This is a genomic window from Streptomyces sp. NPDC036822 (assembly GCF_055609145.1).
Map to the genome: position 1 here is coordinate 144151 of NZ_JBVJPY010000005.1, position 14769 is coordinate 158919.

At 74.5% G+C, this 14769-nt stretch carries 9 protein-coding genes; 5 read left to right on the forward strand and 4 right to left on the reverse strand.

The features are described 5' to 3' along the window. The first annotated feature begins 5 nt into the window (after positions 1 to 5). The 4 genes from lnt to ACZ68P_RS13940 are packed head-to-tail and all read left to right on the forward strand — an operon-like array spanning position 6 to position 5018. Entirely contained in the window at positions 6 to 1631 is a 1626-nt protein-coding gene (gene lnt, locus ACZ68P_RS13925) for an apolipoprotein N-acyltransferase (RefSeq protein WP_471005767.1), read from the forward strand. A gap of 24 nt (positions 1632 to 1655) precedes the next feature. Beyond that, a complete protein-coding gene (locus ACZ68P_RS13930; protein ID WP_471005768.1) occupies positions 1656 to 2165 on the forward strand; it encodes an NUDIX hydrolase in 510 nt (169 codons plus the stop codon). Between the two features lie 28 nt (positions 2166 to 2193). Beyond that, positions 2194 to 3075 (forward strand): 3-hydroxybutyrate dehydrogenase, encoded by an 882-nt coding sequence (locus tag ACZ68P_RS13935; RefSeq protein WP_471005769.1) that lies wholly within the window; start codon positions 2194 to 2196, stop codon positions 3073 to 3075. Positions 3076 to 3128: 53 nt separating this feature from the next. Next, a complete protein-coding gene (locus ACZ68P_RS13940) occupies positions 3129 to 5018 on the forward strand; it encodes a helix-turn-helix domain-containing protein (protein WP_471005770.1) in 1890 nt (629 codons plus the stop codon). A 67-nt stretch (positions 5019 to 5085) separates the two neighbouring features. Here the strand turns inward: ACZ68P_RS13940 and ACZ68P_RS13945 are convergent, their stop codons facing one another. The 4 genes from ACZ68P_RS13945 to ACZ68P_RS13960 form a co-directional block, all read right to left on the reverse strand. Then, on the reverse strand, positions 5086 to 6456 hold the full coding sequence (locus tag ACZ68P_RS13945; protein WP_471005771.1) for an MFS transporter: 1371 nt from the start codon (positions 6454 to 6456) through the stop codon (positions 5086 to 5088). Between the two features lie 131 nt (positions 6457 to 6587). Further along, a complete protein-coding gene (locus ACZ68P_RS13950; RefSeq protein WP_471005772.1) occupies positions 6588 to 8024 on the reverse strand; it encodes an LLM class flavin-dependent oxidoreductase in 1437 nt (478 codons plus the stop codon). Next, a complete protein-coding gene (locus ACZ68P_RS13955; protein WP_471005773.1) occupies positions 8021 to 9427 on the reverse strand; it encodes an NtaA/DmoA family FMN-dependent monooxygenase in 1407 nt (468 codons plus the stop codon). The genes ACZ68P_RS13950 and ACZ68P_RS13955 overlap by 4 nt, the downstream gene beginning before the upstream one ends. Before the next feature lie 192 nt (positions 9428 to 9619). Next, complete coding sequence (locus tag ACZ68P_RS13960; protein ID WP_471005775.1) at positions 9620 to 10882, reverse strand: MFS transporter; 1263 nt, start codon at positions 10880 to 10882, stop codon at positions 9620 to 9622. Positions 10883 to 11071: 189 nt separating this feature from the next. On the opposite strand from ACZ68P_RS13960, the gene ACZ68P_RS13965 reads away from it, so the two are divergent. Beyond that, positions 11072 to 14674, forward strand: coding sequence for an AfsR/SARP family transcriptional regulator (locus ACZ68P_RS13965; RefSeq protein ID WP_471005776.1), 3603 nt, complete (start codon positions 11072 to 11074; stop codon positions 14672 to 14674). The last annotated feature ends 95 nt before the right edge of the window (positions 14675 to 14769 follow it).

The window sequence follows — 14769 nt, forward strand, 5'->3', positions numbered from 1 at the left end:
CGCGTGTGAGCACCACCTTCACCCCCGTCGACGCCTCCGGCCCCGCCGCGGAACCCGAACCGGCCGCCGGCCGTCGGCTGCGGCGTCTCGGACGGCGTCTCGTGCGGCCGGGCGCCGCCGCGCTGTCCGGGCTCCTGCTCTTCCTGAGCTTCCCGCCGCGCCCGCTGTGGTGGCTCGCGCTGCCCGGCTTCGCGCTGCTCGGCTGGGCCCTGCGGGGCCGTCGCCCGCGCGCCGGGTTCGGCCTCGGCTATCTCGCGGGCCTCGGCTTCCTGCTGCCCCTGCTCGTCTGGACGGGCGAGGAGGTCGGCCCGGTGCCGTGGGTCGCCCTCGCGGCGGTGGAGGCGCTGTTCGTCGCCGCCGCGGGTCTGGGGATCGCGGTCGTCTCGCGGCTGCCCGCGTGGCCGGTGTTCGCGGCCGCGGTGTGGATCCTCGCCGAGGCGGCCCGCGCGCGTGTCCCGTTCGGCGGATTCCCCTGGGGCAAGATCGCCTTCGGGCAGGCCGACGGAGCCTTCCTGCCGCTGGCCGCCGTGGGCGGCACACCGGTGCTCGGGTTCGCCGTCGCGCTCTGCGGGTTCGGCCTCCACGAGACCGTCCGGCAGCTCCGTGCCCGCAGCGCGACCGGCGCCCTCGCGCGCCGCCCCCTCGCCGCGGCCGTCCTCGCCGTCCTGGTCCCGGTCACCGGCGCCGTGGCCGCGCTGCCCCTGGTCGACGACTCGGCGGAGGACGGCACCGCCACCGTCGCCGCGGTGCAGGGCAACGTGCCCCGCCTGGGCCTCGACTTCAACTCCCAGCGGCGTGCCGTCCTCGACAACCACGCCGACCGGACCAAGGAGCTCGCCGCGGACGTCAAGGCCGGCCGGGAGCCCCAGCCGGACTTCGTGCTGTGGCCGGAGAACTCCTCCGACATCGATCCCCTGGCCAACCCCGACGCGCGGGACGTCATCGACGAGGCGGTCGGGGCGATCGGCGTCCCGACCGTGATCGGCGCGGTCATCGCCCCCGACACCGGGAAGCTGCGCAACACCCTCATCGAGTGGGACCCGGATAAAGGCCCCGTCGCCACCTACGACAAGCGGCACGTCCAGCCCTTCGGCGAGTACATTCCGATGCGGTCCTTCGTGCGGCTCTTCAACAGCGACGTGGACCGGGTGAGCCGTGACTTCGGGCCCGGCGACGCGATCGGCGTCTTCGATCTCGCCGGGACGCGCGTCGGCCTGGCCACCTGCTACGAAGCCGCCTTCGACTGGGCCGTGCGGGACACCGTCACCCACGGCGCCCAGCTGATCACCGTACCGAGCAACAACGCCACCTTCGGCCGCAGCGAGATGACCTACCAGCAGCTGGCGATGTCCCGGGTCCGGGCCGTCGAGCACAGCCGGTCCGTGGTCGTCCCCGTCACCAGCGGCGTCAGCGCGATCATCATGCCGGACGGGAAGATCGTGCGGGAGTCGCGGATGTTCACCCCCGACGTGCTGGTCGACGAGGTGCCGCTGCGCTCCTCTCTCACCCCGGCCACCCGCATGGGCACCCTGCCCGAGGCGCTCCTGGCCGGCCTCGCCGCCGCCGGTCTCGGCTGGTCGGCGCTCCGCCTCCTGCGCGCCCGCCGCGAGGCCCGCCCCTCCGGTGCCTGATCAGCCAACCTCTAGGGTCGACGCATGGGTACACCTGACTTCATCCGCGAGCTGCGGGCCAGCGCCGGCCACCAGTTGCTGTTCCTGCCCGGCGTGAGCGCCGTCGTCTTCGACGACCGTGGCCGCGTCCTGCTCGGACGGCGGTCCGACAACGGCCTGTGGTCGATCATCGGCGGCATCGTCGAGCCCGGCGAGCAGCCCGCCGACTGCGCGGTGCGCGAGGTGTACGAGGAGACCGCGGTGCGCTGCGAGGTCGAGCGGGTCGTGCTCGTCCAGACGCTGCGCAAGCCCGTCGTCTATCCCAACGGCGACCAGTGCCAGTTCATGGACATCTCGTTCCGGTGCCGGGCCGTCGGCGGCGAGGCCCGCGTGAACGACGAGGAGTCCACGGACGTCGGCTGGTTCGAGGTGGACCGGCTCCCCGAGATGAAGCGGTTCTCGCACTTCCGGATCGAGCAGGCGCTTGCCGACGAACCCACATGGTTCGACACCACGCCACCAGGCGGAAGTATGGGCCCGGCACACATCGGTTGACGGTGGGGCGCTTCATAAGGTGCGGAGCATGAGCGCCCCCACCACCTCCGACCCCGCAGCGGCCCCGGCACCGGTCCCGCCGTCCCGCCCGGCGCGGATCCCGGCCGAGCCGCCGGCGCCCGCGCCGGGGACCACCCCCGCACACCTCACGCTCGACCTCACCGGCCGCAGCGCGCTCGTCACCGGCGCGGCCGGGGGCATCGGACGCGCCTGCGCGCTCCGGCTCGCCGCCGCCGGGGCCCGGGTCAGAGCCGTCGACCGCGCCGCCGAGGGGCTCGCCGCCCTCGCCGACCAGGCCACCGGCCTGGCGGGCACGGTCGAGCCGCAGATCCTGGACCTCACCGACCTGGACGCCGCGGAGGCCGCCGCCGCGGGCGCCGACATCCTCGTCAACAACGCCGGTCTGCAGCTGGTCCGCCCCATCGAGGAGTTCCCGCCGGACGTCTTCCACACCGTGCTCACCGTGATGCTGGAAGCCCCCTTCCGGCTGATCAGGGGCGCCCTGCCGCACATGTACGCCCAGGGCTGGGGCCGTATCGTCAACCTCTCCTCCGTCCACGGTCTGCGCGCCTCCGCCTACAAGTCCGCCTATGTGGCCGCCAAACACGGTCTCGAAGGACTCTCCAAGACCGCCGCGCTGGAAGGCGCCGCTCACGGGGTCACCTCCAACTGCGTCAACCCCGGCTATGTGCGTACGCCCCTGGTCGAACGGCAGATCGCCGACCAGGCGGCCGCCCACTACATCCCGCCGGAGCGCGTCCTGACCGAGGTCCTCCTGAAGGACTCGGCGCTCAAGCGGCTCATCGAGCCGGACGAGGTCGCCGAAGCGGTGCTCTACCTCTGCACCCCCCAGGCCTCCTTCATCACCGGCACCTCCCTGACCCTCGACGGCGGCTGGACCGCGCACTGAGGGTTGTCCACAGGGCTGGTGCGATCACCCGTACGGCAGGTATCCCTGTGTCCATGTCCCACGAACAGGTCTCCTACCTGGAGCTCCTCGCCCGAGGAGCCGCGACGGAGGCGTACGACCGGCCCGTGCTGCTCGCCCGTGCGAGCGGCGCGGGCCCCGAGGCGCTGGCCGAACTCGAACAGGCCAAGCAGCTCGCCCTGCGCGTACGGGCCGAGCTGGAAGGGCGACGGCGCCGCGAGGCCGAGCTCTCCGCCCTCTTCGAGACCGCCCACGACCTCGCGGGACTGCGCGACCTCGACGCGGTGCTCCGCGCCATCGTCCAGCGCGCCCGCTCCCTCCTCGGCACCGAGGTCGCCTACCTCAGCCTCAACGACCCCGTCGCGGGCGACACCTACATGCGCGTGACCGAGGGCTCGGTGTCGGCGCGCTTCCAGCAGCTCCGGCTCGGCATGGGCGAAGGGCTCGGCGGCCTGGTCGCCCAGACCGCCCGCCCCTACGTCACCGACGACTACTTCGACGACCCGCGCTTCCAGCACACCCGCACCATCGACACCGCCGTCGGGGACGAAGGGCTCGTCGCCATCCTCGGTGTCCCGCTGACCCTCGGCAGCCAGGTCATCGGCGTGCTCTTCGCCGCCGACCGGCGCGCACGCGTCTTCGAAAGGGAGCAGGTCGCCCTGCTCGGCTCCTTCGCCGCGCACGCCGCCGTCGCCATCGACACGGCCAACCTCCTCGCCGAGACCCGTTCGGCCCTCGCCGAACTGGAGCGGGCCAACGACATCATCCGCGAGCACAGCGGGGTCATCGAACGGGCCTCGGAGGTCCACGACCGGCTCACCGAGCTCGTGCTGCGCGGCGGCGGCGTCCTCGACGTCGCGAGCGCCGTCTCCGAAGTCCTCGGCGGCGCGGTCGAGTTCGTCGAGGGCGCGCGGAGCTCCGCCCCGCTCGCCGACGGCCGCGCGATCCGGGACGGCGACCAGTGGGTGGCCGCCGTGTCGGCCGGCGGCGAGACCTTCGGCGCCCTCGTCCTGAGCGGCCAGCCGGAGCTCGACCCCGTCGACCAGCGCACGCTGGAGCGGGCCGCCCTCGTCACCTCCCTGCTCCTGCTGGCCCGCCGCTCGGCGGGCGAGGCGGAACAGCGCGTGCGCGGCGAACTGCTCGACGACCTCCTCGACGCGCCCGACCGCGACCGCCGCCTGCTGCGCGAGCGGGCCGCCCGCCTGCGTACCGACGTCGACGCGCCCCACGTGGTCCTCGCCGCCCGGATCGACCGGGGCGGCGCCGGCGGCGACGGCGAGAGCGGCGTGCGGGAGAGCGCGGACCGGCAGCGGCTCTGGTCGGCCGCCTCGCACCTGGCCGCCACCCGGCACGGCCTCGCCTCCGCGCGCGACGGCGGCACCGTGCTGCTGCTTCCCCTCGGCCCCGGGGAGAGCGCCGCCGACCTGGCCCGGCAGACCGCCAGACACCTCGGCGGCGCCGTGCGCGAGCCGGTCACGGTCGGGGCCTCCGCTCCCTTGGAGGCCCCCCTCGCCCGGCCGGGCCGGGTCGCCACCGCGTACGACGAGGCCCGCCGCTGCCTGGACGCGCTGCGTCTGCTGCAGCGCTCCGGAGAGGGCGCGGCCGCCGAGGACCTGGGGTTCCTCGGTCTTCTCCTCGCCGACGGCCGGGACATCCAGGGCTTCGTCGAGCGCACCATCGGCGAGGTCGTCGCGTACGACGCGCGCCGTGGCACGGACCTGGTGCGGACGATGGACGCGTACTTCGCGAGCGGCATGAGCCCCGCCCGGACGAAGGACGACCTCCACGTCCATGTGAACACCGTCGCCCAGCGCATCGAACGGATCGGACGGCTCCTCGGCCCCGACTGGCAGTCCCCGGCCCGGGCCCTCGAGATCCAGCTGGCCCTGCGGCTGCACGCCATGGCGCCGGCCGTCACCCGCTGAGGCCACGCTCACGAAGGGCGCCGGCCCCTCGCGGGAACCGGCGCCCTTCGCGTCGACGCGGTACGGATCAGGCGTCCGCGCGGACCGGGGCCGCGGCCGGCGCGGCGTCCTCGGCCACCTCGGAGAGGTCGAGGTTGCGGGTCTCGCGGGCGCAGGCGAGGGCGACGACCGTCAGGAGCGCGGCGGCGATCACGTAGAGGGCGATCGGCGTCGAGGAGCCGTAGTCCGCGAGCAGCGCCGTGGCGATCAGCGGCGCCGGAGCGCCGGCGGCGACCGAGGAGAACTGCGCGCCGATGGAGGCCCCGGAGTAGCGCATCCGGGTCGCGAACATCTCGGAGAAGAACGCGGCCTGCGGGGCGTACATCGCACCGTGCAGGACCAGACCGACGGTGACGGCGAGCAGCAGGCTGCCGAAACTCCCGGTGTCGATGAGGGCGAAGAACGGGAACATCCAGGCGCCGACACCGACCGCGCCGATGAGATAGACGGGCTTGCGGCCGATCCGGTCCGAGAGCGCGCCCCAGAGGGGGATGACGGCGAAGTGGACGGCGGAGGCGATCAGGACGGCGTTCAGCGCGGTCTGCTTGGTCAGGCCCACCGAGGTCGTGGCGTAGACGAGGATGAACGCGGTGATCACGTAGTAGCTGATGTTCTCCGCCATGCGCGCGCCCATCGCGACGAGCACATCGCGCCAGTGGTGCTTCAGGACGGCGACCAGCGGCATCTTCTCCACCTGTCCCGCCGCCGCCTTGCGTTCCTCGGCCGCGGCGAGCGCCGCCTTGAACACGGGCGACTCGTCCACCGAGAGGCGGATCCACAGGCCGACGATGACCAGCACACCGGAGAGCAGGAAGGGTATGCGCCAGCCCCACGAGAGGAAGGCGGAGTCGGAGAGCAGCGCGGTCAGCGCGGACAGCACACCGGTCGCGAGCAACTGACCGGCCGGCGCACCGGTCTGCGGCCACGAGGCCCAGAAGCCGCGCCGCTTGGCGTCCCCGTGCTCCGACACCAGCAGGACCGCGCCGCCCCACTCCCCGCCGAGCGCGAAGCCCTGCACCAGACGCAGCGCGGTGAGCAGCAGGGGCGCGGCGGACCCGACGGTGGCGTGCGTCGGCAGCAGCCCGATGGCGAAGGTGGCGCCTCCCATCAGCAACAGGCTGAGCACCAGCAGCTTCTTGCGCCCGAGCCGGTCCCCGTAGTGCCCGAAGACGAGCGCGCCCAGCGGCCGGGCGGCGAACCCGACCGCGTACGTCAGGAACGACAGCAGCGTGCCCACCAGCGGATCGGAGTCCGGGAAGAACAGCTTGTTGAAGACCAGCGCGGCGGCTGAGCCGTAGAGGAAGAAGTCGTACCACTCGATGGTGGTGCCGATGAGGGAGGCGGCGACGATGCGCTTGAGCGAGTTCGGTGGCGTCGGGGAGGGTGTTGCGGCGGCCATGTGCACCACTTCCAGGCAGGTACGGGACGTTTCGGTGTCGCCACACCGTAGGAAGTGGCAGGTCAGGGGCGTATGTGGTGGGACACCATAGTTCGGGTGGTCCGTGTGCGCCAGGCCCCCATGGTGGCCGCTCAGTCGGCTTTCGCGTAGCGGCTGGTGGGGCGTGCCAGGCCCAGGTGGCCGCGCAGCGTGGCGGAGGCGTACTCCGTACGGAACACCCCGCGCCGTTGCAGCTCCGGGACCAAACCCCGGGTGATCGCTTCGAGGTCGTGGGGAAGGGCGGCCGGCCGCAGGCGGAAGCCGTCCAGGCCGGTGGAGCGCCAGTCGAGCAGCAGGTCGGCCAGTTCGGCGGGGGTGCCGGCGAAGATCCGGGCGTCGGAGGCGAGTCCGGCTCCGGCCGCCTCGTCCAGGCGGGTCTTGCGCCGGGCGGCCGCGCCCGGTTCGTCGTCCAGGAGGACGACGAGGTCCGCGAAGATCCGGAGAGGGCGTTCCTCCACGTCCCGGCCGGTGCGCTCCACCGCCTCGGCGACCCGGGCGAGGATCGCCGCCGCGCCGGCCCGGTCGTGCGGCGTGACGGCGACGACGTCCGAGCCGAGCGCCGCGAACTCGTACGGCGTGGTGGCGTGCGCGAGGCTCACCACCAGGGGCTGGCCCTGCGGGGTGCGCGGGGTGATCGACGGGCCCTTCACGCCGAAGGTGCTGCCCTGGAAGTCGATGGGGTGGACCTTGTCGCGGTCGAGGAAGCGGCCCGTCGCCGCGTCCCGCATCTCCGCGTCGTCCTCCCAGCTGTCCCAGAGCCGCCGCGCCGCCTCCACCACCTCGGAGCCCTCAGTGAAGAGGGCGTGCAGGCGCCGGGAGATCAGCTCCGGGTCGGTCACGTCCTGCTCGGTGAGTCGGGGCGTGGTGCGGCGGCCGAAGTGGGCGGCGTCAGCCGCGCGGGACGACACCTGCGGGCGCCAGCCGGCCCGTCCCCGGCTCGCGTGGTCGAGGGTCGCGATGCCGATGGCCAGGTGGAACGGTTCCGTGTGGGTGACGTTGGTGGTGGGGACCAGGCCGATGTGGGTGGTCAGCGGGGCGAGGTGGGCGGCGAGCAGCACCGCGTCGATGCTGCCCCTGACCTGGTCGGTGCGGTCGTCGGGGAGGTGGAAGGCGGCGGACTGGAGGCCGAGGGCGTCCTCGAAGGTGACGAAGTCGAGCAGGCCGCGCTCGGCCTCGGCGACCAGGCCGGCCCAGTAGGGGGCGTCGAGCAGCTCACCGGGCCGCGCGTCCTTCTCGCGCCAGGCCGCCGGGTGCCAGCCCGCACCGTCGAGCGCGACGGCCAGGTGCAGAGGGGCGCTTGGGGCGCTTGGGGAATCGGCGGTAGCCGGGGTGCCCGTCGGGCCGGTGGCGCCGGACACGCCGACGGTGCCGGTCGTGGTGCCGGACACGCCGACGGTGCCGGTCGTGGTGCCGGACACGCCGACGGTGCCGGTCGTGGTGCCGGACACGCCGACGGTGCTGGACGTGCCCGACGTCGCGCCGGTCGTGGTGCCGGTCGCGCCGGTCGTCGCGCCGCTCGTGCCGGTCATGCGGAGGTCTCCTTGTCGTCGGGCCTGTCGCCCCGGGCTTTTCCGGGGCCGCCCCAGCCGGCGGGGCGGGGCGCGGCGGACAGACCCAGGTGGTCGCGGAGCGTGGTGCCGGTGTAGTCGTCGCGGTGGACGCCCTTCTCCTGGAGGATCGGCACGACCCGGTCCACGAAGTCGTCCAGGCCGCCCGGGGTGAGGTGGGGGACGAGGACGAAACCGTCGGCGCCCCCGGTCTGCACGTAGTCGTCGATGGCGTCGGCGACCGTCCGGGGGCTGCCGACGAACGTCCGGCGTCCGCCGACCTCGATGACCAGCTCCCGGATGGAGAGGTTCCGCTCCTCCGCGAGCCTGCGCCACCGCCGCGCCGTCTCCGCCCGGCCCTTGCGGAAGACGGAGTGCCCCTTCAGGAAGTGAGCTTCGTCCTCGGGCTCGATGTCGGGCAGCGGCCCGTCCGGGTCGTAGGCGGACAGGTCGCGGCCCCAGACCGCCTCCAGGTGGGCGATCGCGGTCTGCGGGCTCACCAGCTCCCGGCTGATCTCCTCGGCGTACGCGGCGGCCTCCTCGTCGGTGTCCGCGACGACCGCGTCGGCGGTGGGGAGGATCAGCAGATCGTCGGGGCTCCGGCCGTACGCGGCCAAGCGCCGCTTCACGTCCCGGTAGAAGTCCCGGGCCGCGTCGATCCGGTTGTGCTTGCTGAAGACGACCTCGGCGTCGGAGGCGGCGAACTCCCGGCCGGCGTCGGACTCGCCGGACTGGATGATCACCGGGTGGCCCTGCGGTCCGGGCGGGGTGGTGAACCGGCCGGAGATGTCGAAGTGCTGCCCCCGGTGGGCGAAGCGGCCGGCCCCCGGCGCGACGAACTCTCCGGCGGCCGCGTCGGCCTTCACATCGCCGTCCGCCCAGCTGTCCCACAACTTCCGTGCGACGGTGAGGAATTCGGCGGCCCGGGTGTAGCGGTCGGCCTCGGGGAGGAAGCCGCCCCGGCGGAAGTTCTCGCCGGTGAACGCGTCGTGACTGGTGACCACGTTCCAGGCGGCCCGGCCGCCGCTGAGCCGGTCCAGGGTGGCGAACCGGCGCGCCACCTCGTACGGCTCGTTGAAGGTGGCGTTGACCGTGGCGGCGAGGCCCAGACGGGTGGTGACGGCGGCCAGGGCGCTCAGCATGGTCAGGTTCTCCGGGCGTCCCGCGATGTCCAGGTCGTAGACCCGCCCCTTGTGCTCGCGCAGCCGCAGCCCTTCGGCGAGGAAGAAGAAGTCGAACCTGCCGCGCTCGACGGTCTGCGCGAGCCGGATGAAGGAGTCGGGAGATATCTGGCTCCCGGAGCGCGGGTCCGACCAGACGGTCACGTTGTGGATGCCGGGCAGCTGCGCTGCGAGATGCACCTGTTTCCTGGTGGTGGCGGGCACGTGCGGTCTCCTCCTGAGGTCCGGCGCGGGACGGTGGGGGCAGTGGGAGCAGGGGGCAGTGTGGGCGGGGCGGTGGTTTTCGGCGCGTGCCTGCGCGAGGCGGCGTCCGCACAGGCCGACCGGGACTGCTTCACGAGGTGTTCGTGCCGCGAGGTGTTCGTGCCGCGCCGACAGGCGCCCGGAGCTTCCATGTCACGCCGCCGGCGCCGGGGACTCCTCCGCCGGCACCACCGGGCGCCGGGCGGGGAAGCCCGCCTGACGGGCGTGGAGCACGACCGCGATCACCGGCAGCAGGAGCAGCAGAACCGCCCAGGGGAAGGCCTCGCTGCCGATCACGTCGAGCAGGATGCCGCCGACGATGCCGCCGCCCGCCATCGCCACGTTCCACAGCGTGACGAGCATCGCCTGGGCCGCGTCGGCCGATTCGCCGCCCGCGTCACCAACGGCGGTCTGCAGCAAGGTGGGCACGCCACCCCAGCCGAGACCCCACAGCACCGTGGCGGCGTAGACGAGCGCGGTGATGTCGGAGAGGACGGCCAGGAGCAGCGCGGCGACGGCGACGAGAAGGGCGCCGCCGACGGTGAGGCCGCGCAGCCGGCGGTTGATCCGCGCGCCGACGATCCAGATGCTCGCCAGCGAGGCGGCGCCGAAGACCAGCAGGATCAGACCGGTCGAGCCGCCCAGGCCCAGGTCGTCGAGGTACGTGGCGATGTACGCGTACAGGATGGTGTGCGCGAGGACGAAGACCAGCGTGACGAAGAGAACCGGGGCGACCCCGGGGAGGCGCAGGGTCCGCAACAGCCTCGGCCGCTCGCCGCGCCCCTGGCCGGGATGGTCCGGTACGGCCGCGACGATCCACACCAGAAGCACGACGGTGAGGACCGTCATCGCGAGGAAGGCCACTCGCCAGCCCAGCCAGTCGCCGAGGAACGTACCGGCGGGCACGCCGAGGGAGAGGGCGACGGGGATACCGGCCATGGCGACGGCCATCGCCTTGCCCTGGAGATGGACGGGGGCCATGCGGCGGGCGTACCCGGCGAGCAGGGCCCAGGCGAGACCGGCCGCGACACCGGCGACGAACCGGGCCGCCATCGTCACTTCGAAGACCGACGACACGGCCGTCACGGTGTTGCCGAGGGCGAACCCGCCCATGGCCGTCAGCAGCAGCCTCTTGCGCCGCCAGCCGGCGGTGGCCGCGGTGAGCGGGATCGCGGTCAGGGCGGTGCCGATCGCGTAGACGGTGACCGTCTGGCCGGCCGCGGACTCGCTCACCCGAAGGTCGCGGCTCATCGCGGGCAGCAGGCCGGCGGGGAGGGTCTCGGTGAGGCTGGTGACGAAGACGGCGGTGGCGAGGGCCAGCAGTGCGAAGAGCGGAAGCCTCTGCTGTTCGACGCCCCCGTGCTTCGGCTCCCGTGCCACAGCGGCGGCGGGCGCCGCGTCGGGTGCGGTGCTCATGGGGGTGTGCTCCAGATTTCCGTGGTTCCGTACGGGAGGTGGGGGGCGCGGGGACGGACGGCGGCGGGCGGTGCGGCGTGGCCACCGGCGGAAACGACTCTGCGCCCGGGTCCTTCGGGAAACCTTCGGAAAACCTTCGGGGCGGCCGACGGCCGGGCGCCGCTCCACCGGACATGTACGGTGGCGGCTATGCGGTTTGGGGTGCTCGGGCCACTCGTGGTGTGGGACGACGCGGGGCAGGAGGTCAGGGTCCCCGAGGCCAAGGTCCGGGCCCTGCTGGCGGACCTGCTCGCGCACGACGGGGAACCGGTCTCCACCGACCGCCTCATCCACGACCTGTGGGGCGATGCGCCTCCGGGCAGGCCCACGGGCGCCCTCCAGGCCAAGATCTCCCAGCTGCGCCGGGTCATCGGCCGCGAGCGGGTGGTCCGCCGGCCCCCCGGCTACCGCCTGCGGCTCGACGACGGCGACGACGTGGACGCCGTACGCTTCCACGCCCTGGTGACCGAGGCCCGCCCCGTCCGGGACCCGCGCGAGCGGGCCGCGCTGCTCACCGAGGCCCTGGAGCTGTGGCGGGGACCGGCGTACGCCGACTTCGCGGACGGCCCGTTCGTACGGGAGGCCGCCCAGCGCCTCACCGAGCAGCGGCTCTCCGTGCTTGAGGAACAGGCGGAGGCACTCCTGGAGGCGGGGGACCACGCGCTCCTCGCCGGGGAGCTCGCGGGCCTCGTGGTGCGACACCCGCTGCGGGAGCGCCTGCGCGCTGTGCAGATGAGGGCCCTGTACGCGGCGGGGCGCCAGAGCGAGGCGCTCACGTCGTACGAGGACCTGCGCACCCGGCTGGCGGGGGAGCTGGGGGTCGACCCGAGCCCCGAACTGGCGGCGCTGCACGGGGCCGTGCTGCGGCAGGAGCCGTGGCTGAGCGCGAAGGGGCACGCGTACGGGGCATCGGCGGGCGGCTCCGCGGGGTGGGCGGATCCGGCCCCGGCACAAGGTGCCATGCCCACCCCGCACGCGGGTGGCCGAGCTGCCGTGGCCACCCCGTATGAGCGTGCCCGATCGAGCGTGGCCGCTCGGCGGGGTGCGGGTACGCCGTCCCTCGTGGTCACCCCGCCCCCCGCGAGTACCCCGTCCACCGGCGGCCCCCCGCACACCGTCGGCGGCCCCCCGCACACCGCCGGCGTCCTGTCCACCGAGCCCACCCCGTACCCGGCGGATGCCCGATCGGGCGCGCCCCCCGCCCGGTACTCCCGCCACTCCGACGGCAACCTCCCCGTCCCCCTCACCCCCCTCGTCGGCCGGGGCAGGGCGCTCGCGGAGATATCCCGACTGCTGGCCGGCGCACGGCTGGTGACGCTCACCGGGCCCGGCGGCGTCGGCAAGACCCGGCTGGCCGTGGCGGCGGCCACCGCCGAGCGGGACGGTGACCGGACCGGTGAACCGGCGGACGGGCCCTGGTTCGTGGAGTTCTCCGGCATCCGCGCCGGCACCCCCGCCGACCTGGCCCAGGTCGTCGCCGCCACCCTCGGCATCCGCGACGACGCCCCGCACGCGGTGCCGGGCACCGGCACCGGAACCCCCTCCCTGCCGCACCGCCTCGCCGCCGCCCTGCGCGACCGCCGCACCCTCCTCGTCCTGGACAACTGCGAGCACGTCGTCGAGGCCGCCGCGGAACTGACCCAGCTGCTCCTGCGCACCGCCCCCGGCCTGCGGGTCCTCGCCACCGGCCAGGAGACGCTGGGCGTGGCGGGCGAGGCGATGTTCCTGGTCGAGCCGCTGCCGCCCGCCGACGCGGTCCGGATGTTCATGGAGCGCGCGGCCGCCGCCACCCCCGGCTTCCCGCGCGACCCGGACGCGCCGGACGCGCCCGAGCGCCGGGCCGTCGCCGAGATCTGCCGCCGGCTCGACGGCATCCCGCTGGCGCTGGAGCTGGCGGCCACCCGCGTACGCGCTCTCGGGGTGGAGGAGTTGGCGGCACGGCTCGACGACCGCTTCCGGCTGCTGACCTTCGGGCAGCGCGGCGCCCCGGCCCGCCAGCAGACGCTGCGGGCGGTGATCGACTGGAGCTGGGAGCTGCTGAGCCCGCCGGAACGCATCGTCCTGCGCCGCCTCGCCGTTCCCGGCGACGGTTGCGACCTGGCAGCGGCCGAAGCGGTCTGCGCGGGGGACGGCGTCGCCCGGGACGAGGTGCTGGACCTCGTCACCCGGCTGGTCGCCCGGTCCCTCGTGATCGTGGTGCACGGCCCCACCGGCCCCCGCTACCGGCTCCTGGAGTCCGTCGCCGCGTATGCGACCGAGCGGCTCCACGAGCGAGAGGACGTCACCGCCGTACGGGGCCGGCATCTCCGCCACTACCGGGCCCTGGCCGAGCACGCCGAGCCACGGCTGCGCGGCGCCGAGCAGCGAACCTGGCTGGCCCGGCTGGACGCCGAGGCCGGCAACCTGCGCTCGGCGCTCGACGAGGCGGTGCGCCGGGCGGACGCGGGCGAGCCGGAGGAGGCGGTCCGGCTGGGCACCGCCCTGGCCTGGTGGTGGCTGCTGTGCGGCCGCCTCACCGAGGCCCGCCGCGGCCTGGGCGTGATCCTCGCCGCCACGGGCGACGCCTCGGACAGCGCCGATCCCGCCTCCTCCAGGTCCGCTGACCGCCGCCCTCCCGCGGCCGCCGAACTGACCCTCCTGCACGCCGCCTTCGCCCTGCTCACCGGAGATCACACGGCAGCGGCCGCGACGGCGGACGCCCACGGCCTCACCGCCACCCCCACCGCCGACGCCATCTCGGACCCCGTACGCCAGGCCCGTGCGCTCTGGCTCTGCGCGTACGGACTGTTCAGCGCGGGGGACACGGTCGGCGGCGGCGAGCTGAACACCCGTGCCCTCGCCCTGTTCACCCGCGCGGACGACCGGTGGGGCACCGCCGCCACGCTCGGTCTGCGCGCCACGCTCGCGCTGGTCCGTGGCGACCTCGCGGGGCTCGGCCGCGACGGGCTGCGCAGTGCTCAGCTCTTCGGCGAACTGGGCGACCAGTGGGGTGAGTTGCAGACCGTTTCGCCACTCGCCGCGCTCGCCGAGATCAAGGGCGAGTACGCGGAAGCGGAGCGTCGGCAGCACGAAGGGCTGCGCATGGCCCGGGAGTTGGGCCTGGAGGCGGAGGTCTCCGCCCGGCTCTCCGGCCTCGGGCGGCTCGCGCTGCTCGCCCGCGACTGGGACCGCGCCCGCGACCTGCACGAGCGGGCGCGTCGGATCGCCGTCGAACAGGGCCACAAGTACGGCGAGATCCACTCCGAGATGGGCCTCGCCCTCGGCGCCCGCCGCTCGGGTGACCTCGACGGGGCCGAGGCGTACCTGCTGCGCATCCGTGACGGCTACGCCGACGTCTCCTCCCAGGCCGGCGACCACCTGCTCCTGGCCGAGCTCGGCTTCGTCGCCGAGCTGCGCGGCGACGCGCGCGGGGCGGCCTCCCACCACCTCGCCGGCCTGGAGATCGCCCGCGCCCTCGCCGAGCCCCGCGCCCTGGCCCTCTCCCTGGAGGGCCTCGCCGGCGCGGCCGCCCTGACCGGCGACGGCCCCGCCGCCACATGCGCGGCCGTCCTCCTGGGCGCCGCGGCGGCCGCCCGGCGCCGGGCCGGTGCCCCGCTGCCGCCCGCCGAACGCGCCGACGTCGACCGGGTCACCGCCACGGCACGGGCCGCGCTGGGAGCGGACGCCTTCGCGGTGGCGTACGACAGGGGCGTCCGCCTGGACCCGGAGGAGGCGGTACGGGAGGCCCGCGCGGCTCTCCTCCCGCAGGGCTGACCGGTAGGCGGCTCACGTCGCGGTCATGGCCCTGCCAGGGATCGGAGTCCCCGCCGTCGAGGCGTAGGTGGCCGCGGGCATGCGGACCAGGCTTC